Raw genomic sequence first — 23,398 nt, 5'->3', positions numbered from 1 at the left:
CTGGATTGAAATGAGCATAAGAAAAAATGAAAAGACAATATTAGAATTCTGTAATGCAGAAACTCTGATATTGCCTCTTTTTATTAAAACACGCGATATACATAAGGATTTTCTGGTTTATCTACTTTTGTGAAACTCTCAACCTCTAGTGTTGGGAGTTTTTGTTTGAGTTCTTTATGGTAGTGGAGGGTCAGGGTTCCTCTAGCGGTAATCCAGGTATTGTCAGGATACTGGCGTGAGTTTCCCTTGGTCAGGAGTCCATATACTCCAGAGTCTGCGATACAGTGGATGATGCCAAAGCGAAAGAGGAACTGGCTATCTGGATGGCTAGGATCGTTATAGACGAAGCCTGTAAACTCGATTTTCTTTCCTTCAAACTCTTGAGGATAGTCATAGAGAACTTCCATGACCTCCATATAGTTTTCATCTGTAACCTGAATGGTTGGCAGGGATAGGTATTTATCAGCTGTTGTCCTCATTTCCTTTTCATAAGCAGACTTGGAAAAATAGGTACTGGTATCGGGTTTGAGGTATTGACTAGATGTACCTTCGCTTGCCTGAATAGCTGTGTCGATTCCCTCAGAGAGTGGGAAATGATAGCCTTTGGCAGATACGGTTCTCGAATCTAAACTTACTGTCGGAAAGGCAATTCCAATTAAGAGAGGTAGAGACAGTAAAAGGATGCTGATTTGTCTAGCGTGACGACTTTCCATATGGCTGTGAGAGTTGATTTTTTTAATCCAGATGTAGAATTGGACCAGAGCCAACAGAAGAGAAAGGACCATTGAGATATAGACTAGATAGGAATAGTGGAGATTGATGTAGTGGCTAAGCTTGCCAGATAGCTGCAGATAAAGAGTTAAGACAAAATAGCCCAGTAAAATGATAAATCGAATCATAGCATCACTCCTATCATGTAAGAATAAAGCAAGACAAGAACTGTCACGATGCCCATGAATTGCCAGATGAAGCGCGCTTTGAGATAGTGTTTCATCATGAGGAGATTTTTGATATCAAGCATGGGGCCAATGACCAGAAAAGCAAGGACTGGCGCTAGGCCGAAGCTCGAGAGGAGAGAAGCACCGATAAAGGCGTCTGCCTCGCTACAAAGAGAGAGGAGAAAGGCTAGAAACATGAGCAAGAGAATAGCAAGGACTGGACTAGCACTGATAGAGGTCAAGATCCGAGTCGGGACATAGACCTGCACGATAGCCGCAAAGAGACAGCCAAAGACCAAGTAACGGCCCATATCGAAAAACTCATCAATAGCTTGTATAAAGACCTGAAAGACCTTTCTAGCAGGAGTCAAGTGTGAAAAGTCATGTTCATGACAAGCGATAGGATTCTCTTTTTGAATGGGTTCCTTCCAGAAAAATCCTAGGAAAATCCCCAGAACCAAAGCAATCACAATAGCTCCCAGAGCTCGCAAGAAGGCAAGTTTTATTGAATTGCCAAAGGCAGAATATGTAGCGAAAAGAACGATAGGATTGATGATGGGAGCAGTCACCAGAAAAGGAACCGTTGTGTAGCTGGGCACTTTCTTTTCCAGAAAACGATTGATAATCGGAACGATTCCACATTCGCAAGAAGGAAAGAGAAAGCCAATGAAGGTACCAAAAAAGATCCTCCCCCAACGATTTCGAGGAAGAAACTCATAAACTTTATCAGGCGTGATATAGACCTCAATCAATCCCGAAATAAGACTCCCAATCAGGACAAAGGGAAGGGCTTCAATCATGATGGAGAGAAAAATAGCCCCGGCTTGTAAGATGCTAGGAGGAAGAGATTGGAAAACAGTCATCTATTTTTTCTTCTCAACTTTTTCTTTTTTGTCTTTGTCATCTGGGAAAGTGACCTGTGTTAAGTCAGGAAGTTTGGCAAATTCCTCAAACATCTTGTCCAAGTCATCGGTTTTTGTAAATTTAACAGCCATGGGCCTACCTCTTTTCTAAATTCTACCTCTATTATACTATTATTTTGTGGAAAAGGGATTATTTTGATAATCAAAGAGGTAAAAAAGGGTAGGACGAAACAAGGGCTGTTCCTTATGGTATAATAGATTCATGGATAAAAAATATGAAAAAATTTCCCAAGATTTGGGTGTAACCTTAAAGCAAATCGATACCGTTCTAAGTTTGACGGCTGAGGGGGCGACAATTCCCTTCATCGCGCGTTACCGTAAGGACATGACTGGTAGTCTGGATGAGGTGGCAATTAAGGCTATTATTGACCTGGATAAAAGTCTGACAAATCTCAACGACCGTAAAGAAGCTGTCTTAGCTAAGATTCGAGAACAAGGCAAACTGACCAAGGAATTGGAAGAAGCTATTTTGGCAGCTGAAAAATTAGCAGACGTTGAAGAACTCTATCTTCCTTATAAGGAAAAGCGTCGGACCAAGGCAACCATTGCCCGAGAAGCTGGACTCTTTCCTCTTGCTCGCTTGATCTTGCAGAATGTAGCTGATTTAGAGAAAGAAGCTGAGAAGTTTATCTGTGAAGGATTTGCGACTGGTCAAGAAGCCTTGGCTGGTGCGGTTGATATCTTGGTCGAAGCCTTATCGGAAGATGTTACACTGCGCGCCATGACTTATCAGGAGGTGCTGAGACACTCTAAACTTACTTCTCAAATTAAGGATGAAAGTCTCGATGAAAAGCAGGTTTTTCAGATTTACTATGATTTTTCTGAGACAGTTGGAAATATGCAGGGTTATCGTACCTTGGCCCTCAATCGTGGAGAGAAGATAGGTGTCTTGAAGGTCGGTTTTGAACATGCGACGGACCGTATTCTTACCTTCTTTGCAGCTCGTTTCAAGGTGAAAAATGCCTACATAGATGAAGTAGTTCAGCAATCTGTTAAGAAAAAGGTCTTGCCATCTATCGAGAGACGCATTCGGACAGAATTAACTGAGAAGGCAGAAGAGGGAGCTATTCAACTCTTTTCTGACAATCTGCGCAATCTGCTCTTGGTTGCTCCGCTGAAAGGGCGCGTGGTTCTTGGGTTTGACCCAGCCTTTCGTACAGGTGCCAAGCTAGCTGTCGTGGATTCAACAGGAAAAATGCTGACAACTCAGGTCATTTATCCTGTCAAACCAGCCTCTGCTCGTCAAATCGAAGAAGCCAAGAAAGATTTGGCAGATTTGATTGGTCAATACGGTGTAGAGATTGTAGCCATCGGAAATGGTACTGCTAGTCGTGAAAGTGAAGCCTTTGTGGCGGAAGTTCTGAAAGATTTCCCTGAAGTCAGCTATGTTATCGTCAATGAAAGTGGCGCTTCTGTCTACTCTGCTAGCGACCTTGCTCGTCAGGAATTTCCAGAATTAACCGTTGAAAAACGATCGGCTATCTCTATCGCCCGTCGTTTGCAAGATCCCCTTGCTGAATTGGTAAAAATCGATCCCAAGTCAATCGGTGTTGGTCAATACCAACACGATGTTAGTCAGAAGAAACTGTCTGAAAGTCTAGACTTTGTCGTGGATACCGTGGTAAACCAAGTCGGTGTCAATGTCAATACGGCAAGCCCAGCTCTTCTTTCACACGTAGCTGGACTCAATAAAACCATCTCTGAAAATATTGTCAAATACCGTGAAGAAGAAGGAAAAATCACTTCACGCGCTCAAATTAAGAAGGTTCCTCGTTTGGGAGCTAAAGTCTTTGAGCAGGCTGCAGGTTTCCTCCGTATTCCTGAAAGTAGCAATATCCTAGATAATACTGGAGTTCACCCAGAGAACTATGCTGCGGTCAAGGAACTCTTCAAACGCTTGGATATCAAGGACTTGAATGAAGAAGCTCAAAGCAAACTCAAGTCCCTTTCAGTCAAAGAAATGGCGAAAGAACTAGACCTCGGTCCAGAAACCCTTAAAGATATCATTGCTGATCTTCTCAAACCGGGTCGAGATTTCCGTGATTCTTTTGATACACCTGTGCTTCGTCAAGATGTTCTGGATATCAAGGATCTTGTTGTCGGACAGAAGCTGGAGGGTGTGGTGCGTAATGTCGTTGACTTCGGTGCCTTCGTTGATATCGGGATTCACGAGGACGGCTTGATTCATATTTCCCATATGAGTCGCAAATTTATCAAACATCCCAGCCAAGTGGTGTCCGTCGGAGATTTGGTAACGGTTTGGGTTAAAAAAATCGATACTGAACGTGAAAAAGTTAATCTGTCGCTCCTAGCTCCAGATGAATCTAACTGAGTACGTTCAGTCTGTTTCCCTCGAAGACTTTGGTAGACCTTTTACCCACCAAGCCCAGTGGAATTCTCGTCTGCGAACGACAGGTGGACGATTTTTCCCAAAGGATGGGCATTTGGATTTTAATCCCAAGGTTTATCAGGAACTAGGTTTGGAAGTCTTTCGCAAAATCGTGCGCCATGAACTCTGTCACTACCACCTTTATTTTCAGAAAAAAGGTTATCGCCATAGGGATCGAGATTTTAAGGAACTTTTGAAAGAAGTGGATGGACTGCGCTATGTACCAACCTTGAAAACACAAACTCAAAGTGCCTACCTAGTCTATCAGTACCAATCCTGCCAGCAAAGTTATCAGCGTAAGAGAAGGATTGATACCAAACGCTATCGCTGTGGAGTTTGTCGAGGTAAACTCGTCATCATAAATCGGCCTACGGACTGATGTTCTTGGTTGCGTTTCATGCTATACTATTTGTAAGAATACCGAAAGAGGAAACAATCATGAATACAAAATTTTATAAAATGAGACGAAATCGTATGGTGTCAGGAGTTTTAGCTGGTCTATCAGACAAGTGGAATTTTGATGTAACCCTAGTCCGCTTTCTCTTCGCAATTTTTACCGTAGCAAATTTTGGAATTGGTGTGATAATCTACATCATCCTTGCCTCTATCCTGCCAACTAAAGAAGAAATCGAAGCCGAAATGTACGGAACAGGACCACGCAAGCGTAAGGAAGCCCAAGCCATTGAAGATAATGATGGATGGTTTTGGTGATAATAGTAGAAGCATGAACTTCGTCCAAGAGGACGAAGTTTTTTTAAACTTGTCAAATCAAATCCTGAAATGGTATAATAAATCAGTGAATACAATAATTTAGAGAGATTAATATGGCTAACGAAAATAAAACGTTTGAATTACAAAGTTCTGAAATTGACTTTGACTATGAAAAGTTACTTGAAATAGAAAATTCTTTAGAAAATAACCTTAAGGATGTTGTTGAACACATAGAGCAACTTGATATAGATAGAGAAAAATTACAAAATAATGAATACCTTCAAGAATCTATTGAAAATATAGTTTGGGAACAAGTACAACTTCAACTTGCTGCTCAAATTGGTAATGAGTTTATTAAAGATAACAATGGTCAAACTCTAGATTTGCGAAAAGAAGCACATATACAAACTGCTGAAAATTTTGAAAAAGGAAAATTTATTACTCATAACTCGGATAGAAGTATATATGAGGACAGATATACAAAATGGCAAAAAAAGTTTGAAAGAGATGAATTAGGAAATATTAAAACACACTCAACTCGTTCAGGTAAAATGGTGAATACCATAAAAAAAGATGCGAGAAAATTTTTAGATGAAAATAGACCAAGAGGTTCAAAAGAAAAAGGAACTCAAATGGATCACACAGTCTCTGCTGGAGAGATTATACGTGATCCAAAAGCCAATGCCTTTATGGATGAAGATCAACAATATGCTTTCGCAAATAGCAAAGCTAATCTTAACGAAATAAGGAGTGAAATTAATCAAGCGAAGGGTGATCAATCTACAACTGAATTATTAGATAATCCAAATTCTAAAGGGCAATATGCTAGAGAAGTCCATAATATTAGTTCAAAAGAAGAGAAACAGTTAAGAGAGAAAGATAAAGAGGCACGCGCTGAATACGACCGAGTAAGAGACGAAGCTGAGAAGCGAGCTATAAAATCTGGTAAAAAATCACGCCGCAATGAGGCGTTAAAAGTTTCCGGAAAAGCTTTGAAAGCAGCGCTTTTACAGTTACTATCAGAATTTTTGCGAGAGTTAATTTCAAAATTTATCTCTTGGCTTAAAGATACAGAAAGAAACTTATCAACTTTTATTGAAAAGGTAAAAGAGGCCATCATTTCATTTGTAAACAACTTATCAAATCACTTATTAAACGTTGGGAAATCAGTGGTTACGATGATTGCTTCTGCGATAGTTGGACCTGTAATTAACACTTTTCTAAAAGCATGGACATTTATACACCAAGGTTGGAAGTCATTAAAAGAAGCGATTGATTATCTAAATAATCCAGAGAACAAAGAAAAAAGTGTTCAGATAATGATGCTAGAGATCGGTAAAATTGTTGTTGCAGGTTTAACAGCTACAGGTGCTATTGTAGTGGGAGAAGCATTAGGAGCATCTCTAACAGCAAGTTTTCCAGTTTTGGCTATCTCTATACCACTTTTGGGTACAATTGGTAGTGTTATTGGAACATTTATGGGAGCGACCTTATCTGGAATTATTGGCGCTTTTGTATTAAAAATGATTGATCAGCAAATTGTCAATAAACAGATTACTGAATTAAGTTCTAAGAAAATTGATCAAAATAATGAAATGCTAGTCATTCAAGATCAATTGTTAGATGTCAAAAATATTAAGCTACAAGTTGAAAAAAATTCAATCGTTAGTACCATTAAAGAAAGACATGATCTGGCTGCATCTTTGATGAAAGAAAAATTATCAGATATTTTTTCTGAGTCTAGGACAGACGATAAAAGTGACTTTGATGAGATTGATGCATTATTACAAGAATTATTAGATTAGGGAGATAAATATGGAACAAGAAGTAGTTGAGCAAGAACAAGAAAAATTTGAAATAAATCTTAGCCATCATGATTTTGATGAAGCGAAAGAACATCTGAAAGAGTTTGCTGAACAAAGTCAAGAGGAATTGTATTTTGACAAAGTTAGAACCCACGATGATTTCTTTGGTTTTGAATTTGCTGAACATGGAGTAAACGGGCGAGAGTTTAATACTTTAGTTGAACAAATTCAAAATTACATTTCAAAATTTTATGATAATCAACAAACACTTATTGAAGAATTTGGTCAAGTTTATAAAGCTTTGGAGGCGTTAGATAAGGATTATATTCAAGCAATTCTTTCTTCTGTAGCAGCAATTGATCATACAAATAAAAAAATATTAAAAGAACAAGCTCGTATTGATAAAACAATCGAGAAACAGGCATCTACACTCCAAGTACTAAAGCAATTTAAAGAAAAATTCAATGAAAACAATCACAAAGAAGCCATTGAGGAACATAAAAGAATTCTATCTTCGTTAGATGAAAGAATTGATAAATTAGAACAATTTTCAGCTAAAATCCCTTTAGAACCTATTTCACATACTGCTGAACTCGAGGAGCTTAGAAGAGAGTTAGAAGAAAGTAAACAACAAATTCAATTTATTTCAAATTGTCTTCTTACACTCTTTATTGTATCAGGAGTATCTATTGGAATGTTGATAATCACTTTAGTATTTATATTTTTGAGGTAAATTATGACTGTATCTCGTGACAAGCTAATTGAGAGCACCAAAAAATTGGATCGACAACTGGGTAACGAGTCGACTTTTCACACAAAAGTGAATGAGATTATAATTGATCATTCTGACACAAATAAAGTAGCTGATCTATATAAATCTATATATTTATTTCAAAAAGAGAATAAAATAAGCAAGATAAGTCAAACGCTAAAAGAATTATCTGATAATTTAGCTTGTTATTTAGGTTACTCTTATATTTTTGAAATATTAGGGAAGGAGTTAGGAAAACGTAACAACTCTTCTCTGGATGAATTGATGAAGGAATTAAATCAATTAGTTGGTTTACAAAAAGTTAAAGAGGAAGTTTCGAGGTTAGTTATATATCAAAAAGTTCAGTCCAAAAGAAAAGATTCTGGGCTAAAAGTACCAAAGAGAACTTTACATATGGCGTTTATGGGGAATCCTGGTACTGGAAAGACGACAGTGGCCAGAATTGTAGGTCGGATGTATTATAAATTAGGCCTTCTTTCAAAGGGGCATTTTACCGAAGTCTCCAGAACGGATTTAATCGCTGGTTATCAAGGTCAAACAGCTTTAAAGGTAAAAAGTGTCATTGAAAAAGCAAAAGGTGGCGTTTTATTCATTGATGAAGCTTATAGTATTACAGAAAATGACAATACTGATTCATATGGACGAGAATGTTTAACAGAATTGACAAAGGCTTTAGAGGATTCAAGAGATGATCTAATTGTTATTGTTGCAGGATATACTGATCCAATGAATCATTTTTTTGAATCGAATCCTGGTTTGAAGTCTCGCTTTAATTATTTTATTAATTTTGAAAATTATTCTTCTACAGAATTGTTAGATATTCTTGAAACTCTAGCAAGAAAAGATGACTACCAGATAGACGACAAGCTAAAAGAAATATTATTAAATTATTTTAATGATAAGTTAGAAAGTAATCCCACCAATTTTTCTAACGGTCGTTTCGTTCGAAATCTTTATGAAGACTTAATAATGAATCAAGCTGTTCGAATTGATCAAAGAGAAAATTTGACTTCAAAAGATTTAACTATGTTGATAAAAGACGATTTTTCTTTAGAAGAAAACTGTTCTACTTATATAGAAATATAATTAAATGAAAGAATATATTATCAAATCGTAGCTACATTTCTTACTGATTGACGCAGACTGAATAGTGAATCTTAACCCTTGTATTTTCAAGGGTTTTCTTCTTGCCTTTCTTTTATGGTAAAATATTGATAGCGAAATTGCTTGATATTCTTCTATCTTACAAAAATGTAAGATTAAAGTCCCTTTTGTAAGGTTAGGTTATGGCAAGACCTCTTTTTTTGAGATAAACTAGACTCATAAAGAACAAAGGAGCAAAACCATGAAAAGAATCTTACAAAAGAAAAGAAGAAAACCAAGTCAAAAAGATATCGAGCGTGTTCAACTGGGATGCGCTATGATGCAAGCACAGTTTCAATTGATGGGATATTAAGAAGGAGAAGATCATGACACTTTTAGATGTAAAACACGTTCAAAAAATCTACAAAACACGTTTCCAAGGCAACCAAGTAGAAGCTCTCAAAGATATTCACTTTACCGTAGAAAAGGGTGACTACGTTGCTATCATGGGAGAGTCTGGCTCAGGGAAATCAACCCTACTCAATATCTTAGCTATGCTTGACAAACCAACTCGTGGTCAGGTTTACTTAAACGGAACAGACACAGCCACTATTAAGAATTCCCAGGCTTCGAGTTTTCGTCGTGAGAAGTTGGGATTTGTCTTCCAAGACTTTAACTTGCTAGATACCTTGTCTGTTAAGGACAATATCTTACTTCCATTAGTTCTATCTCGAAAACCTATCACGGAGATGATGAAGAAATTGGTAGTGACCGCTGAAAATTTGGGTATCAACCAATTACAAGAGAAGTACCCTTACGAGATCTCTGGTGGTCAAAAACAGCGGGTAGCAGTAGCACGCGCCATCATCACTGAACCTGAAATTCTTCTTGCCGATGAGCCAACTGGAGCCCTTGATTCCAAGTCATCTACAGCTCTTCTAGATGTTTTTGATGAAATCAATGAACGTGGCCAAACCATTCTCATGGTAACTCACTCAACGGCAGCAGCCAGCAGGGCCAAGCGCGTTCTCTTTATCAAGGACGGCATTCTTTACAACCAAATCTACCGTGGAGACAAGACAGAGCGTCAGATGTTCCAAGAAATCTCTGATACTTTGACTGTTATGGCAAGCGAGGTGAATTAGTATGTTCCGATTAACCAATAAGTTAGCGGTATCCAACTTGATTAAAAACCGCAAACTCTACTATCCCTTTGCTTTAGCTGTTCTCTTAGCTGTGACCATTACTTATCTCTTTTACTCATTGACCCTTAACCCTAATATTGGCAAGATTAGGGGTGGAGAAACTATCTCTATGACACTCGGTCTTGGTATGGTGATTGTCACTATAGCCTCTGCCATCATCGTCTTTTATGCCAATAGTTTTGTCATGAAGAACCGTTCCAAAGAGCTGGGTATATATGGTATGCTTGGATTAGAAAAGCGCCATTTGATCAGTATGGTTTTTAAGGAGCTTATTATTTTTGGTTCCTTAACGCTGACAGCTGGTCTCGGCCTAGGAGCTCTCTTTGATAAGCTAATCTTTGCCCTTCTTCTGAAGTTGATGAAAATGAAGGTGGAGCTCGTTTCAACCTTCCAACCAATAGTCTTTATCCTAGTTCTTATCGTTTTTGGCGCTATTTTCCTAGGCTTGATTTTTATCAATGCCTTTCGCATCGCCCGCATGAATGCCCTTCAGCTCTCTCGTGAAAAAGCCAGTGGTGAGAAAAAAGGACGTTTCTTAGGCCTTCAAACCATTCTAGGTCTAATCAGTTTGGGAGCTGGTTATTACCTAGCAGTTACAGTTGAAAATCCACTTTCTGCTGTTCTGATTTTCTTCGTAGCAGTCTTGTTGGTAATTTTGGGAACTTATCTTCTCTTCAATGCAGGAATCACAGTTTTCCTACAAATCTTGAAGAAAAACAAGCGTTACTATTACCAACCTAACAACATGATTTCCGTATCCAATCTCATTTTTCGTATGAAGAAAAATGCGGTTGGTCTAGCGACGATTGCTATTCTCTCAACTATGGTCTTGGTGACTATGTCTGCTGCAACGAGTATCTTTAAAGGCTCTGAAACTTTCAAGAAAGTCATGAATCCACATGATTTTGGGATTACAGGGCAGAATGTTGAAAAAGAAGACATAAATAAACTCCTAGACCAGTATGCTAGTGATAAGGGATTGACTGTTACAAAGAAAGAAGTCCTTACATACAGTAACTTTGGTGTAGCAAATCAAGAAGGTACGAAATTAACCATTTTTGAGAAAGGTCAAAATCGTGTTCAACCGAAAACTATTTTTATGGTCTTTGATCAAAAAGACTACGAGAATATGACGGGTCAGAAACTTGCACTTTCAGGAAAGGAAGTTGGATTGTTTACTAAAAACAAAGAACTTCAAGGACAGAAAGAACTGACTCTAAATAACCAGACCTACACGATCAAAGAAGAAATCAAAAAAGATTTTATTCTTGAACATGTCCCAAATCAGTACAATATTCTAACTTCGGACTATAACTATCTGGTTGTTCCTGACCTACAAGTCTTTCTTGACCAGCATCCTAATTCTTCCATCTTTAATCAATACTACGGTGGTATGAATGTAACAGCTAGTGAGGAAGAGCAACTCAAACTTGCCAACGACTATTCAAAATTCCTTGGTGATTTTAATAGAGAATTAAGCAAAGAAGGAAGCTATGTTTACGGAAGCAATCTAGCTGATAGCAGTGCGCAGATGAGTGCTCTCTTTGGTGGGGTCTTCTTTATCGGTATCTTCCTCTCCATCATCTTTATGGTGGGAACAGTCCTGGTTATTTACTACAAACAAATCTCTGAGGGCTATGAAGACCGTGAACGCTTTATCATTTTGCAAAAAGTCGGTCTCGATCAAAAGCAAATCAAGCAAACCATTAATAAACAGGTCCTAACTGTTTTCTTCCTCCCATTGCTCTTTGCTTTCCTACACCTTGCCTTTGCCTATCATATGCTTAGCCTCATCCTAAAAGTCATTGGGGTACTAGATGCGATCATGATGTTGACTGTTACATTGTCCATTTGTGCCATCTTCCTCATCGTCTATGTTTTAATCTTTATGATTACCTCAAGAAGCTATCGCAAGATTGTGCAAATGTAAAAAAAGATACCTCGATATTTATCGAGGTATTTCTTTTATCTTAGATACTAAAGAGTTGTCCTAAGAGGAAGGTTACTCCCATGGTGAGAAGTCCGATACAGAGGTTACGGATCATAGCAGTTTTCGTAGGTGCTTTTCCTAATTTAGCACTGGTATAGCCAGTGACGAGAAGGGAAAGGGCCACGATAAAAACAGTAGCAGGAATGCGATAGTCACTTGGAAAGACAGTGATCGAAAGCATAGGAGGAAGACTTCCCAGTACAAAGGCGATAAAGCTAGAAATGGCAGCATGCCAAGGGTTGGTAAACTCTTCGTATTCGATTCCATACTTTTCTTCGACCAAGGCTTTGAGAGGATTTTTCAAAAAGGCCTTGTTGGTCAAGAGTTGGGCTGACGTTTCACACTCACCATTTTGTAGGTAAGCAGCATAGAGGGATTGTTTTGCAGATTCGATATCCTTATCCAAGAGCAATTGTTCTCTAGCGACAGCGGCTTCTTCCGTGTCTTTCTGAGTGGATACAGAGACATATTCGCCACCTGCCATAGAAAAAGCACCAGCGAGAATAGCAGCCAAACCTGATAAAAAGATAATCCAGATATTGCTTGTCGCACTGGCAACACCGATAACGACTCCAGCGATGGAAATAATCCCATCATTGGCACCGAGAACACCCGCGCGCAGGATATTGAGTCGGCCTGCAAAGTTTGCATCAATTTCATGTTTTATTTCTGTCATAGTCATCTCCTTTCTCTCCATTATAGAGAAAAGAGAAGGGGAATACAAACTTTTTAAACTATCTGAAAAAAGTTCTACGATTCTAATTTTTAGGCCTTTTGAAGTTTCTTCGAAAAAGTAGTGCTATCCTACTGTACTGGATCTTTTTAAACTTATCTATGGTATAATAGAAGATAGATTTATCAATTGGAGAATGAAGGATTTTATGATTAAACTTGTAGCAACCGATATGGATGGAACCTTTCTAGATGGAGAGGGTCGGTTTGATATGGAACGCCTTAAAAACGTACTTGTTTCCTACAAGGAAAAGGGGATTTATTTTGCAGTGGCTTCAGGTCGCGGTATCTTGTCCCTGAAAAAGTTGTTTGCGGATGTGCGTAATGAAGTGATTTTTATAGCTGAAAATGGGAGCTATGTTGAGTTTCATGGCGAGGATATGTATGAGGCTACTATGTCTCGGGATTTTTACTTGAGGACTTTTGAAGCTTTAAAGAAATCGCCCTATTTTGATGAAAGAAAAATGCTCTTGACTGGGAAAAAAGCTTGTTATGTATTGGATACAGTGGATGAGACCTATCTCATGTTTAGCCGTCACTACAATGAAAACATTCAAAAAGTAGCGAGTTTGGAAGATATCACGGATGAGATTTTTAAATTTACCACGAACTTTACTGAAGAAACGATAGAGGCTGGAGAGTCCTGGGTCAACGAAAATGTTCCTGGTGTGAAAGCCATGACAACTGGTTTTGAATCCATTGATATTGTCTTGGACTATGTTGATAAGGGTGTGGCTATTGTTGAGCTGGCAAAAAAACTTGGTCTAACCATGGATCAGGTCATGGCTTTTGGCGATAATCTCAATGACCTTCATATGATGCAGGTTGTTGGACACCCAATCGCTCCTGAAAATGCGCGACCAGAGATTTTAGAATTAGCAGAGACAGTGATTGGCCACCATAAGGACCAGTCAGTGATGGCTTATATGGAGGGCTTATAATGGCAGATATTAAATTGATTGCATTGGACTTGGATGGTACCTTGCTGACAACGGATAAAAAGCTTACAGATCGTACCAAGGAGGTCCTCAAAGCTGCGCGTGATCGTGGCATCAAGGTCGTTCTGACAACAGGTCGTCCTTTGAAGGCTATGGATTTCTTTCTCCATGAGCTAGGGACTGATGGTCAGGAGGACGAGTACACCATCACCTTTAATGGTGGTCTGGTACAGAAAAATACAGGAGAGATTCTCGATAAAACGGTTTTTTCAATCGACGATGTGGCACGCTTGTACGAGGAAACTGAAAAACTCGGATTACCGTTAGATGCCATTTCAGAAGGTACAGTTTATCAAATCCAGTCAGACCATGAAAGTCTATATGCTAAGTTCAACCCAGCCTTGACTTTCGTACCTGTCGCTTTTGAAGATCTATCTAGTCAGATGACGTATAATAAATGTGTGACTGCCTTTGCCCAAGAACCTTTGGATGCAGCTATTCAACAGATTTCTCCAGAATTGTTTGACCAATATGAAATCTTCAAATCGCGTGAACTCTTATTGGAATGGTCACCGAAAAACGTCCACAAGGCAATAGGCTTATCGAAATTAATTAAACACTTAGGAATCAATCAAAGTCAAGTCATGGCTTGTGGGGACGAGGCCAATGACCTTTCCATGATTGAGTGGGCAGGTTTGGGAGTTGCTATGCAAAATGCAGTTCCAGCAGTTAAGGCAGTTGCAAATGTGATTACCCCGATGACCAACGACGAGGAAGCCGTTGCTTGGGCTATCGAAGAATACGTGTTAAAGGAGAACTAGAATATGGGATTATTTGACCGTCTATTCGGAAAAAAAGAAGAGCCGAAAATTGAAGATGTTGTAAAAGAAGCTCTGGAAAATCTTGATTTGTCAGAAGAGGTTGAAGAAAACCAGACGGCAGTCGAGGAAACAAGCCAAGAAGAGACAGAAACGGACAAAGTGGAAGAAACTCTTGCTCGAGAAGAACTCCCTCAGGTCACGACAGATGAGGTCATTGAACCAGAACTGGTTGAGGAAACAAACCAAGAGGAGCCTGAGCTAGAAGCTGATGAATTGGAGCAAATCCAAGAGACAGAAGAAGCTCCAGAAGAAGAGAACCAAGAGACAGAAGAAAAGCTAGCGTCTGAAGTCGTAGAAGAACTTCCTCAGGTTGAAGAAACCGTTCAGGAAAAATATGACCGCAGTCTCAAGAAAACGCGTACGGGATTTGGTGCTCGTTTGAATGCCTTCTTTGCCAACTTCCGTTCTGTCGATGAAGAATTCTTCGAGGAATTGGAAGAACTGCTCATCATGAGCGATGTCGGTGTGCAAGTCGCTTCAAACTTAACAGAAGAACTACGCTATGAAGCCAAATTAGAAAACGCTAAAAAGCCTGACGCACTCCGCCGTGTCATTATCGAGAAATTAGTTGAGCTCTATGAGAAAGATGGCAACTACGATGAACAAATCCATTTCCAAGATGGCTTGACCGTCATGCTCTTTGTCGGAGTCAATGGTGTTGGGAAAACAACTTCTATCGGAAAATTGGCTCATCGCTACAAACAAGCTGGCAAGAAGGTCATGCTGGTTGCGGCAGATACATTCCGTGCTGGAGCTGTTGCCCAGCTAGCTGAATGGGGCCGTCGTGTGGATGTTCCCGTTGTGACAGGACCTGAAAAGGCTGATCCTGCTAGTGTGGTCTTTGATGGAATGGAACGCGCCGTAGCCGAAGGGATTGATATTCTCATGATTGATACAGCAGGTCGTCTGCAAAACAAGGACAACCTTATGGCCGAGTTGGAAAAGATTGGTCGTATTATCAAACGTGTCGTTCCTGAAGCACCTCATGAAACCTTCCTGGCTCTTGATGCATCAACTGGGCAGAATGCCTTAGTACAGGCTAAGGAATTTTCGAAAATTACCCCTGTTACCGGTATTGTATTGACTAAGATTGATGGAACTGCCCGTGGTGGTGTCGTTCTGGCTATCCGTGAAGAACTCAATATCCCAGTAAAATTGATTGGTTTCGGTGAAAAAATCGATGATATCGGGGAATTTAACTCAGAAAACTTTATGAAGGGTCTCTTAGAAGGCTTGATTTAATACAAAATAAATATCCTGCAAGTCATCTTGCAGGATATTTTTGCTATTCTAAACGGCCATCTTCACGATAGGCGATATCTGGTTGCCAGGTCCATTTAGCTCCATACTTTTCAAGTAAGTCAAAGCTAGCTTGTGGCCCCATGCTTCCAGCTTTATAATCGTAGAGTGGAGCTCCGTTTTCAGCCCAGAGCTTTTCGATACGGTCAATCAATTTCCACGAAGCACTTACCTCATCCCAGTGGCTAAAATTGGTTGAGTTGTTGTTCAAGACATCGTAGATTAATTTCTCGTATGGATCTGGTGAGGCTCCAGTAGCAGTAGCATCTGTACGGTAATCCAGAGAACTTGGTGCCAGGTTAAATTCTTCACCGACTTGCTTCCCATTGAGGCTGAGAGAGAATCCTTCAGTTGGTTGGATATAGATTGTCAAAATGTTTGGAGCAAGTGGTTCTCCAAAGATAGAGTCCATTTGCTTAAAGACGATATTGACATGAGTCCCTTTTTCAGTCAGACGTTTCCCTGTACGGAAGAAGAAAGGGACACCACGGAAGCGATCACTATCTACAAAGAAGGCACCAGACGCAAAGGTTTCTGTTGTAGACTCAGGGTTAACGTTTGGCTCGCTACGGTAGGAAATGTATTTCTTACCATCAATCTTTCCAGAGCGATATTGACCACGGATAAACTGTTCTTTCAATTCTTCCTCAGTTGGATGATAGAGGTTTTTAAAGACCTTTATCTTTTCAGCACGAATCTCATTCTTTGTAAAGCTAGCTGGTTTGTCCATGGCTAGAAGAGAGAGGAGTTGGAGAGTATGGTTTTGCACCATATCACGAAGAGCACCAGATTGATCATAGTAGCCACCGCGTTCTTCAACACCCAAGCGTTCTGCAAAGGTAATCTGCACATTATCAATGTGTTCGCGATTCCAAACATTCTCAAAGATCATGTTGGCAAAACGAACAGCAAAGATACTTTGGATCATCTCTTTACCTAGGTAATGGTCAATACGGTAGATTTGCTCCTCATCAAAGGCCGCAAGGAGATCTTCATTGAGTTTGCTAGCTGTTTCGTAGTCTGTACCAAATGGTTTCTCAACGATCAAGCGCTCAAAACCTTTGCCATCAACAATGTTTTCAGATTTGAGGTGCTTGGCAATGGTTCCAAAGAACTGGGGTGCCATAGACAAGAAGAAGAGCTTGTTGTGTTCAGCTTGGTATTTTTCGTTAAGTTCGGCTTGTAATTGACGCAAAGCAATGTAATGTTCCGTATCATTCACATCATGGCTTTGATAGTAGAAGTGGCTAGCAAATTCTTGGGCTTGCTCGGTACTATCTGCCAAATCAAGGATGGACTCGACAACTACAGATTCAAAATATTCCTTACTCCATGGTCTACGAGCTGTTCCGATAACTGCAAAATGTTCAGAGAGATTGCCTGATTTATAGAGTCTGAAAAGGGAAGGGTAGAGTTTGCGTTTGGCTAAATCTCCACTCGCACCGAAAATTGTAACAATAACCTTTGATGACATCTAGCTACCTAATTTCTATATTTTTTCCTAGTTGGACTAGGGATGAGATTTTCTCATTATCATAGCTTTTATTTTATCATAATTTTCAAAAAAATCAAAAATCCAATACGCAATTAAAAAAGTGTAAGGAGAACCTCACACTTTCGTTTTATACGTTTAAGACCTTGTCCAAAAATTCTTTTAGACGAGGGTGTTGCGGGTTATCAAAGATTTGATCTGGTGTCCCATCTTCCAGGAATTCACCATCAGCCGTAAAGATCACACGGTTAGCCACCTGACGAGCAAATCCCATCTCATGGGTTACGATGATCATGGTCATACCTTGCTCAGCCAATTCCTTCATAACGTTTAGTACATCTCCGACCATCTCAGGGTCAAGAGCGGAAGTTGGCTCATCGAAGAGCATGATATCAGGATTCATGGCAAGTCCACGAGCGATAGCTACACGCTGTTTCTGACCACCTGAAAGGCTATCTGGATTTGCCTTAGCTTTGTCTGCAAGACCGACTTTCTCCAGCAACTCCATCCCCAATTTTTCAGCTTGTTCTTTGGTCATCCGTTTGTGTTCAATAGGAGCAAAAGTGATATTCTCTAGAACGGACATGTGAGGGAAGAGATTGAAATGTTGGAAGACCATTCCAACGTTTTCGCGAACATGGTCGACATTGGTTGATTTGTCAGTCAAATCATAACCATTCACAGTGATGTGACCACTCGTTACCTCCTCGAGAAGGTTAAGGCTACGGAGGAAAGTGGATTTACCAGAACCAGAAGGACCGATGATACAGACAACATCCCCTTCATAGAATTTAGTAGTAATGCCTTTTAAAACTTCATTTTTTCCATAATACTTATGCAAATCATTTACATCAATTTTTAGTTTTGCCATTAACGAATCCTCTTTTCTAAGCGTTTCGCTAGTCTAGTCAAAAGCGTGATAATTACAAGATAGAAGATAGCAAGGATTGCATACATCTTGAAACTTTGGTAGTTACGGGCGATGATGATCTTACCAGTTTGGAAGAGTTCCACCAAACCAATAGCAGATACGATGGTTGTATCTTTAAGAGCGATAACGAATTGGTTGACGAAGTTTGGCAACATCAATTTAGTTGCTTGTGGCAAGATAATCTTTCGCATGGTTTTTCCATAAGAGATACCAAGACTGCGACTGGCCTCCATTTGCCCAACTGGAACAGCTTGAATCCCACCACGAACAATTTCAGCGATATAAGCAGCAGCATTGAGTGAGAGGGCTATGGTACCAGCTACAAAGTCGTTAATTGGACTTTGATGGCCTGTAATGGACTCGATGAAGTTTGGAATCCCCCAGAAGATGAAGGCTGCAAGAATCATCAACGGAATTCCTCGAATAACGTCAACGAAAATCTCAGAGATCAGACGAAGAGATTTGTATGGGCTAACGCTAAACATACCGAAGATAATACCGATGACAATGGCAATTGCAAATGAGATAAGAGCTAGAGCAAGAGTGATTCCGAGTCCACTAAGAAGTTGTTTATAGTTGTTTTGAAGCAAACCCCAGATAGTTGTTTCGTCAACCGTACTTGTAGAGTCAGATGATGTTTCGCTAGCTAGATACTTGTCAAGAATTTTTTGGAATTCTCCGTTAGCTTTGAGGTTCGCAAGTCCGTTATTGAACATCTGGATCAATTCAGGATTTGTGCCTTTTTTAACCGCAAAGGCTGTTTCTCCGATTGGAGTTCCAGCGATTGGAGTTTTCAATTTTTGTCCTTGGCTGATAGAATATTTGAGAACTGGCTCATCATCCATCACGGCATCGATAGAGCCAGTGTTCAGACTGTCATACATAGATGCGCCATCTGCAAAGGTTTTAATCTTATAGCCGTATTTGCTTTGATTTTCAGTAAGGAACGTTTGAGAAGCAGTTCCGTTTTTAACACCGACAGTTTTATCCTTGAGGTCTTCATAAGAAGCAATGGTGCTTGATTCTTTCACACCGAGAATCGTATTTGCTGTGTAGTATGATTCTGAGAAGTCGAAGGTTTCCTTACGAGCATCTGTTACAGACATACCAGCAATGATACCATCTGCTTGTCCTGCTTGAACAGCACTAATGGCTGCGTCAAATCCTGGGTTGGTAATTTCAATTTCAAAACCTTGGTCTTTGGCAATGGCCTTGATGAGGTCCATATCAATACCGGTGTATTGATTGCTTGAATTTTGAAAGACGAATGGGGCGAAAGATGAGTCGCTGGCAATAATGTACTTGCTTTTCACGGGAGTAGCTTTTTGTCCAGCAGCAGTAGTTGTCGTTGGGCTTGTCGTAGTTGTAGAAGCGGTCCATTTTCGGATGATTTGCTCCAAGCTACCATTCTTCTTCATTTGTGCTAGGGCTTCATTAAACTCGGTAACCAAGTGTTCATACTTGCTCCCTTTCTTGACGCCAAAAGCAAAGCTTCCAACAGCCTCACCATCCATATTGATGCTGAGATCTTGTCCTTGGTTAATCGCATACTCAATAACAGGTTTGTCATCCATGGTGGCATTTACAGCACCAGCACTTAGACTGTTATTCATCAAATCACCTGTATCAAAGGTTTTAATAGAAAAACCGTATTTATCTTTGATACTTTCGAGGAAACGTTGAGCGGCAGTTCCATTCTTAACTCCAACTGTTTTCCCGCTAAGTTCCTCATATTTGGTGATTTTATTCGCCTTTGTGGTAGCAATGACAACTTTTGTATCATAATAGGTATCAGACATGGTAAAGACATTTTCACGTTCTTTTGTTTTTGTCATACCTGCCATAATGGCATCTGCCTGACCTGACTGCACTGCATTTACAGCTGCATCAAAGCCAGGATAAGACATTTGGATGTTCCATCCTTTGATTTCTGCGACTTTATTGATAATATCAACATCAATCCCCTTATAGGTTTGATCTGAATCTTTAAACTCAAAAGGTGCGTAAGCTGTATCAGACACAATCTTAACAGTATCAGCTTTTGCCATACCTAGTGAGAAAATGGGAAATAAAATGAGCAAACATGCTAGTATTTTTTTCTTCATTTTTAGTCTCCTTTTCCGAATATTTTCCCATTATATCAGAAAATGAATGAAAAGGCAAATTTTTATATTTTCGTGTCAGAAAATATAACATCTATATTTTCTTTTCCTTCTTGAATTGCTACTATAAAATGATATAATAATAGTATGTAATAGAAGAAATGAGGGCAGGAACATGAAGAATAAAAGAATATTTAAAGACTTCCAATCTTCCCAAATGAGTTTAAATTTTTACACAAGTCCTTTGTTAGCCTTTGTTTTTGTCTTTATAGGAGAGTTTGTTGCATATACTTTGTATGGTATTAGCTTGTTAGCTCTCATCGGACTTGCTAGAAATTTTGGAGAGTCTGGTCAAAATCTTGCAACTTACTTGCAAACCTTGCAGCAGAGCTTGACGGATAAAACAAGTGACTTTCGTTTAATTTTAGCATTGCTGTCCTTTGGTTTTATTCTCAACACTGTGTTCAGATGGACTAAAAAAGTTGAGAAAAGATCTATTAGAACCTTGGGATTTTATAGAGAAAATTTCCTTAGCAGTCTTCTGAAAGGATTTGGCCTAGGTTTGGCACTTTTTCTTCTGACCTTGTTAGGTTTGATGGTCTTGGGGCAATATCGTTTGGAATCCATTCGCTTGAATCCTTATTCGCTTACTTTTGTCGTCTTTACTATCCCATTTTGGATTTTACAGGGGACAGCAGAAGAAGTGGTGTCCCGTGCTTGGCTTCTTCCACAATTGGCCTCAAGAACCAATCTAAAACTTGCTGTTGTCATATCTAGCATATTCTTTACCCTGCTTCATGTGGGAAATTCTGGTCTAACACCTCTATCTCTAGTGAATCTCTTCTTATTCGGAGTTGCCATGGCTCTTTACCTTCTCAAAACCGATACAGTTTGGGGTATTGCAGGTATTCATGGGGCTTGGAATTTTGCTCAGGGCAATCTTTTTGGCATTTTAGTTAGTGGTCAACCATCAGGAACGTCTCTGATGACCTTTTTACCACAAGGCAATCAAGGATGGTTATCAGGTGGTTCTTTTGGCATAGAAGGTTCTATCATGGCAAGTCTGGTATTGCTACTGCTGATTGTCTATCTCGCTTATCAATTAAAGAAAGAAAATGAAAGGATGTGACTTCGGTCCGTCCTTTTCTTCGTGAAAATGCTACAAGTATGCTAAAATAGGAATAGTACATCAAGAGAGGATTCTTATGATCAATCGGATTACAGACAATCAATTTAAACTAGTATCAAAATACGAACCTTCAGGAGATCAACCCCAAGCCATAGAGCAATTGGTTGACAATATCGAGGGTGGAGAAAAAGCCCAAATTCTGATGGGGGCGACGGGTACAGGGAAGACCTATACCATGAGTCAGGTCATTTCCAAAGTCAATAAACCAACTTTGGTCATTGCCCATAACAAAACCCTAGCTGGTCAGCTCTATGGAGAGTTTAAGGAATTTTTCCCTGAGAATGCTGTTGAGTATTTTGTATCTTACTATGATTATTACCAACCCGAGGCCTATGTCCCTTCTAGCGATACCTACATTGAGAAGGACAGTTCTGTTAATGACGAGATTGACAAGCTTCGCCACTCAGCGACTTCGGCTCTTCTGGAGCGTAACGATGTCATCGTCGTGGCTTCAGTCTCTTGTATCTATGGTTTGGGTTCGCCCAAGGAATATGCTGATAGTGTTGTTAGTCTTCGTCCAGGCCTTGAGATTTCTCGTGATAAACTCTTGAATGACTTGGTAGATATTCAGTTTGAGCGTAATGACATCGACTTTCAACGGGGGAGATTTCGTGTGCGTGGGGATGTGGTAGAGATTTTCCCAGCTTCCCGTGATGAACACGCTTTTCGAGTAGAGTTCTTCGGAGATGAAATTGACCGTATCCGAGAAGTTGAGGCTCTGACTGGTCAGGTATTGGGAGAAGTGGATCATCTGGCGATTTTCCCCGCCACTCACTTTGTGACCAATGATGACCACATGGAGGTTGCCATTGCTAAGATTCAGGCTGAGTTAGAAGAGCAGTTAGCTGTCTTTGAGAAGGAAGGCAAGCTGCTAGAAGCCCAGCGTTTGAAACAGCGGACAGAGTATGATATTGAGATGCTACGTGAGATGGGTTATACAAATGGGGTTGAGAACTACTCTCGTCACATGGATGGTCGTAGTGAAGGAGAACCTCCTTATACGCTTCTCGACTTCTTCCCAGATGATTTCTTGATCATGATTGATGAGAGTCACATGACCATGGGGCAGATCAAGGGCATGTACAATGGAGACCGTTCGCGTAAAGAAATGCTGGTAAATTATGGTTTCCGTTTACCGTCAGCCTTGGACAATCGTCCTTTACGTCGGGAGGAGTTTGAGAGTCATATTCATCAGATTGTTTACGTTTCAGCGACACCTGGTGACTATGAAAATGAACAGACCGAGACAGTGATTGAGCAAATCATTCGTCCAACAGGACTTCTAGACCCAGAGGTTGAAGTCCGTCCGACTATGGGACAGATTGATGACCTCTTAGGTGAAATCAATGCCCGTGTTGAAAAAAATGAGCGAACCTTTATCACAACCTTGACCAAGAAAATGGCAGAAGACTTAACCGACTACTTTAAAGAAATGGGCATCAAGGTCAAGTACATGCACTCGGACATCAAGACCTTGGAGCGAACGGAGATTATCCGTGACCTGCGCTTGGGTGTCTTTGATGTCTTGGTCGGAATCAATCTACTCCGTGAAGGGATTGACGTTCCTGAGGTGAGTTTAGTTGCTATTCTAGATGCTGATAAGGAAGGTTTCCTTCGTAACGAACGTGGCCTCATTCAGACCATTGGTCGTGCTGCTCGTAACAGCGAAGGGCATGTCATCATGTATGCGGACACTGTGACTCAGTCTATGCAACGCGCTATCGATGAAACGGCTCGTCGTCGGAAAATCCAGATGGCTTATAATGAAGAGCATGGTATCGTCCCACAAACCATTAAGAAAGAAATCCGTGACCTGATCGCCGTAACCAAGGCAGTTGCCAAGGAAGAGGACAAGGAAGTCGATATCAATAGCCTCAACAAACAAGAGCGCAAGGAACTCGTCAAAAAACTCGAAAAACAAATGCAAGAAGCCGTCGAAGTGCTTGACTTTGAGTTAGCTGCTCAGATACGCGATATGATGTTGGAAGTGAAGGCGTTGGGGTAGATAGGAGAAAACG

At 40.0% G+C, this 23,398-nt stretch carries 20 protein-coding genes; 13 read left to right on the top strand and 7 right to left on the bottom strand.

Annotation, left to right across the window (positions count from 1 at the left end; all coding sequences use genetic code 11):
- Nucleotides 1–83 precede the first annotated feature (83 nt).
- The 3 genes from ACXYSL_RS00940 to ACXYSL_RS00930 are packed head-to-tail and all read right to left on the bottom strand — an operon-like array spanning nucleotide 84 to nucleotide 1,933.
- Entirely contained in the window at nucleotides 84–899 is an 816-nt protein-coding gene (locus ACXYSL_RS00940) for a TIGR03943 family putative permease subunit (protein WP_458623717.1), read from the bottom strand.
- Nucleotides 896–1,801: a permease gene (locus ACXYSL_RS00935; RefSeq protein ID WP_458623716.1), complete on the bottom strand. Its 906-nt coding sequence runs from the start codon at nucleotides 1,799–1,801 to the stop codon at nucleotides 896–898. Before ACXYSL_RS00935 ends, ACXYSL_RS00940 begins: the two co-directional genes overlap by 4 nt.
- On the bottom strand, nucleotides 1,802–1,933 hold the full coding sequence (locus ACXYSL_RS00930; protein ID WP_000268696.1) for an SPJ_0845 family protein: 132 nt from the start codon (nucleotides 1,931–1,933) through the stop codon (nucleotides 1,802–1,804). It abuts the gene before it with no gap.
- Between the two features lie 130 nt (nucleotides 1,934–2,063).
- On the opposite strand from ACXYSL_RS00930, the gene ACXYSL_RS00925 reads away from it, so the two are divergent.
- The 8 genes from ACXYSL_RS00925 to ACXYSL_RS00890 all read left to right on the top strand — a co-directional run bounded on the left by ACXYSL_RS00925 (nucleotide 2,064) and on the right by ACXYSL_RS00890 (nucleotide 11,756).
- The gene (locus tag ACXYSL_RS00925) at nucleotides 2,064–4,193 is read left to right on the top strand and encodes a Tex family protein (protein WP_458623715.1); all 2,130 of its coding nucleotides are present in this window, start codon (nucleotides 2,064–2,066) and stop codon (nucleotides 4,191–4,193) included.
- Nucleotides 4,180–4,629: a SprT family protein gene (locus ACXYSL_RS00920; protein ID WP_458623714.1), complete on the top strand. Its 450-nt coding sequence runs from the start codon at nucleotides 4,180–4,182 to the stop codon at nucleotides 4,627–4,629. Before ACXYSL_RS00925 ends, ACXYSL_RS00920 begins: the two co-directional genes overlap by 14 nt.
- A 59-nt stretch (nucleotides 4,630–4,688) precedes the next feature.
- Entirely contained in the window at nucleotides 4,689–4,961 is a 273-nt protein-coding gene (locus tag ACXYSL_RS00915; RefSeq protein WP_001092797.1) for a PspC domain-containing protein, read from the top strand.
- Between the two features lie 113 nt (nucleotides 4,962–5,074).
- Nucleotides 5,075–6,766 (top strand): AI-2E family transporter, encoded by a 1,692-nt coding sequence (locus tag ACXYSL_RS00910; RefSeq protein WP_458623713.1) that lies wholly within the window; start codon nucleotides 5,075–5,077, stop codon nucleotides 6,764–6,766.
- A gap of 10 nt (nucleotides 6,767–6,776) precedes the next feature.
- The gene (locus tag ACXYSL_RS00905) at nucleotides 6,777–7,499 is read left to right on the top strand and encodes a hypothetical protein (RefSeq protein WP_458623712.1); all 723 of its coding nucleotides are present in this window, start codon (nucleotides 6,777–6,779) and stop codon (nucleotides 7,497–7,499) included.
- A 3-nt stretch (nucleotides 7,500–7,502) separates the two neighbouring features.
- Nucleotides 7,503–8,624: an AAA family ATPase gene (locus tag ACXYSL_RS00900; protein WP_458623711.1), complete on the top strand. Its 1,122-nt coding sequence runs from the start codon at nucleotides 7,503–7,505 to the stop codon at nucleotides 8,622–8,624.
- A gap of 383 nt (nucleotides 8,625–9,007) precedes the next feature.
- Nucleotides 9,008–9,766: an ABC transporter ATP-binding protein gene (locus ACXYSL_RS00895; RefSeq protein WP_213952023.1), complete on the top strand. Its 759-nt coding sequence runs from the start codon at nucleotides 9,008–9,010 to the stop codon at nucleotides 9,764–9,766.
- Between the two features lies 1 nt (nucleotide 9,767).
- A complete protein-coding gene (locus tag ACXYSL_RS00890) occupies nucleotides 9,768–11,756 on the top strand; it encodes an ABC transporter permease (RefSeq protein WP_458623710.1) in 1,989 nt (662 codons plus the stop codon).
- A gap of 40 nt (nucleotides 11,757–11,796) precedes the next feature.
- On the opposite strand, the gene ACXYSL_RS00885 is transcribed toward ACXYSL_RS00890, so the two are convergent.
- The gene (locus ACXYSL_RS00885; RefSeq protein WP_000136037.1) at nucleotides 11,797–12,492 is read right to left on the bottom strand and encodes a VIT1/CCC1 transporter family protein; all 696 of its coding nucleotides are present in this window, start codon (nucleotides 12,490–12,492) and stop codon (nucleotides 11,797–11,799) included.
- 205 nt (nucleotides 12,493–12,697) lie between these two features.
- Here ACXYSL_RS00885 and ACXYSL_RS00880 point away from each other — a divergent pair, with 205 nt between their 5' ends.
- The 3 genes from ACXYSL_RS00880 to ftsY are packed head-to-tail and all read left to right on the top strand — an operon-like array spanning nucleotide 12,698 to nucleotide 15,609.
- Nucleotides 12,698–13,489: a Cof-type HAD-IIB family hydrolase gene (locus ACXYSL_RS00880; RefSeq protein WP_458623709.1), complete on the top strand. Its 792-nt coding sequence runs from the start codon at nucleotides 12,698–12,700 to the stop codon at nucleotides 13,487–13,489.
- Nucleotides 13,489–14,307, top strand: coding sequence for a Cof-type HAD-IIB family hydrolase (locus ACXYSL_RS00875; RefSeq protein ID WP_458623708.1), 819 nt, complete (start codon nucleotides 13,489–13,491; stop codon nucleotides 14,305–14,307). Before ACXYSL_RS00880 ends, ACXYSL_RS00875 begins: the two co-directional genes overlap by 1 nt.
- Before the next feature lie 3 nt (nucleotides 14,308–14,310).
- Nucleotides 14,311–15,609 carry a signal recognition particle-docking protein FtsY gene (gene ftsY, locus ACXYSL_RS00870; RefSeq protein WP_458623707.1) on the top strand — a complete coding sequence of 433 codons (1,299 nt, stop codon included), beginning with the start codon at nucleotides 14,311–14,313 and terminating at the stop codon, nucleotides 15,607–15,609.
- 43 nt (nucleotides 15,610–15,652) lie between these two features.
- Here the strand turns inward: ftsY and zwf are convergent, their stop codons facing one another.
- The 3 genes from zwf to ACXYSL_RS00855 form a co-directional block, all read right to left on the bottom strand.
- Nucleotides 15,653–17,140, bottom strand: a complete 1,488-nt coding sequence (zwf, locus tag ACXYSL_RS00865) for a glucose-6-phosphate dehydrogenase (RefSeq protein ID WP_458623706.1) — start codon at nucleotides 17,138–17,140, stop codon at nucleotides 15,653–15,655.
- A gap of 148 nt (nucleotides 17,141–17,288) precedes the next feature.
- The gene (locus tag ACXYSL_RS00860; RefSeq protein ID WP_458623705.1) at nucleotides 17,289–18,029 is read right to left on the bottom strand and encodes an amino acid ABC transporter ATP-binding protein; all 741 of its coding nucleotides are present in this window, start codon (nucleotides 18,027–18,029) and stop codon (nucleotides 17,289–17,291) included.
- Nucleotides 18,029–20,194, bottom strand: a complete 2,166-nt coding sequence (locus ACXYSL_RS00855; RefSeq protein WP_458623704.1) for an ABC transporter substrate-binding protein/permease — start codon at nucleotides 20,192–20,194, stop codon at nucleotides 18,029–18,031. Before ACXYSL_RS00855 ends, ACXYSL_RS00860 begins: the two co-directional genes overlap by 1 nt.
- Before the next feature lie 172 nt (nucleotides 20,195–20,366).
- Between ACXYSL_RS00855 and ACXYSL_RS00850 the strand changes: the two genes are divergently transcribed.
- Both ACXYSL_RS00850 and uvrB read left to right on the top strand, forming a co-directional pair.
- Entirely contained in the window at nucleotides 20,367–21,320 is a 954-nt protein-coding gene (locus tag ACXYSL_RS00850) for a CPBP family intramembrane glutamic endopeptidase (RefSeq protein WP_458623703.1), read from the top strand.
- 76 nt (nucleotides 21,321–21,396) lie between these two features.
- Nucleotides 21,397–23,385 carry an excinuclease ABC subunit UvrB gene (gene uvrB, locus ACXYSL_RS00845; protein ID WP_458623702.1) on the top strand — a complete coding sequence of 663 codons (1,989 nt, stop codon included), beginning with the start codon at nucleotides 21,397–21,399 and terminating at the stop codon, nucleotides 23,383–23,385.
- Nucleotides 23,386–23,398 lie beyond the last annotated feature (13 nt).

It is taken from the genome of Streptococcus sp. V913, assembly GCF_054353455.1.
This window is presented reverse-complemented; position numbering and strand designations above follow the sequence as displayed.

Coding starts and splice junctions, on each gene's coding strand:
- ACXYSL_RS00940 (WP_458623717.1), bottom strand. CDS start 899: ATGATTCGATTTATCATTTTACTGGGCTATTTTGTCTTAACTCTTTAT.
- ACXYSL_RS00935 (WP_458623716.1), bottom strand. CDS start 1,801: ATGACTGTTTTCCAATCTCTTCCTCCTAGCATCTTACAAGCCGGGGCT.
- ACXYSL_RS00930 (WP_000268696.1), bottom strand. CDS start 1,933: ATGGCTGTTAAATTTACAAAAACCGATGACTTGGACAAGATGTTTGAG.
- ACXYSL_RS00925 (WP_458623715.1), top strand. CDS start 2,064: ATGGATAAAAAATATGAAAAAATTTCCCAAGATTTGGGTGTAACCTTA.
- ACXYSL_RS00920 (WP_458623714.1), top strand. CDS start 4,180: ATGAATCTAACTGAGTACGTTCAGTCTGTTTCCCTCGAAGACTTTGGT.
- ACXYSL_RS00915 (WP_001092797.1), top strand. CDS start 4,689: ATGAATACAAAATTTTATAAAATGAGACGAAATCGTATGGTGTCAGGA.
- ACXYSL_RS00910 (WP_458623713.1), top strand. CDS start 5,075: ATGGCTAACGAAAATAAAACGTTTGAATTACAAAGTTCTGAAATTGAC.
- ACXYSL_RS00905 (WP_458623712.1), top strand. CDS start 6,777: ATGGAACAAGAAGTAGTTGAGCAAGAACAAGAAAAATTTGAAATAAAT.
- ACXYSL_RS00900 (WP_458623711.1), top strand. CDS start 7,503: ATGACTGTATCTCGTGACAAGCTAATTGAGAGCACCAAAAAATTGGAT.
- ACXYSL_RS00895 (WP_213952023.1), top strand. CDS start 9,008: ATGACACTTTTAGATGTAAAACACGTTCAAAAAATCTACAAAACACGT.
- ACXYSL_RS00890 (WP_458623710.1), top strand. CDS start 9,768: ATGTTCCGATTAACCAATAAGTTAGCGGTATCCAACTTGATTAAAAAC.
- ACXYSL_RS00885 (WP_000136037.1), bottom strand. CDS start 12,492: ATGACAGAAATAAAACATGAAATTGATGCAAACTTTGCAGGCCGACTC.
- ACXYSL_RS00880 (WP_458623709.1), top strand. CDS start 12,698: ATGATTAAACTTGTAGCAACCGATATGGATGGAACCTTTCTAGATGGA.
- ACXYSL_RS00875 (WP_458623708.1), top strand. CDS start 13,489: ATGGCAGATATTAAATTGATTGCATTGGACTTGGATGGTACCTTGCTG.
- ftsY (WP_458623707.1), top strand. CDS start 14,311: ATGGGATTATTTGACCGTCTATTCGGAAAAAAAGAAGAGCCGAAAATT.
- zwf (WP_458623706.1), bottom strand. CDS start 17,140: ATGTCATCAAAGGTTATTGTTACAATTTTCGGTGCGAGTGGAGATTTA.
- ACXYSL_RS00860 (WP_458623705.1), bottom strand. CDS start 18,029: ATGGCAAAACTAAAAATTGATGTAAATGATTTGCATAAGTATTATGGA.
- ACXYSL_RS00855 (WP_458623704.1), bottom strand. CDS start 20,194: ATGAAGAAAAAAATACTAGCATGTTTGCTCATTTTATTTCCCATTTTC.
- ACXYSL_RS00850 (WP_458623703.1), top strand. CDS start 20,367: ATGAAGAATAAAAGAATATTTAAAGACTTCCAATCTTCCCAAATGAGT.
- uvrB (WP_458623702.1), top strand. CDS start 21,397: ATGATCAATCGGATTACAGACAATCAATTTAAACTAGTATCAAAATAC.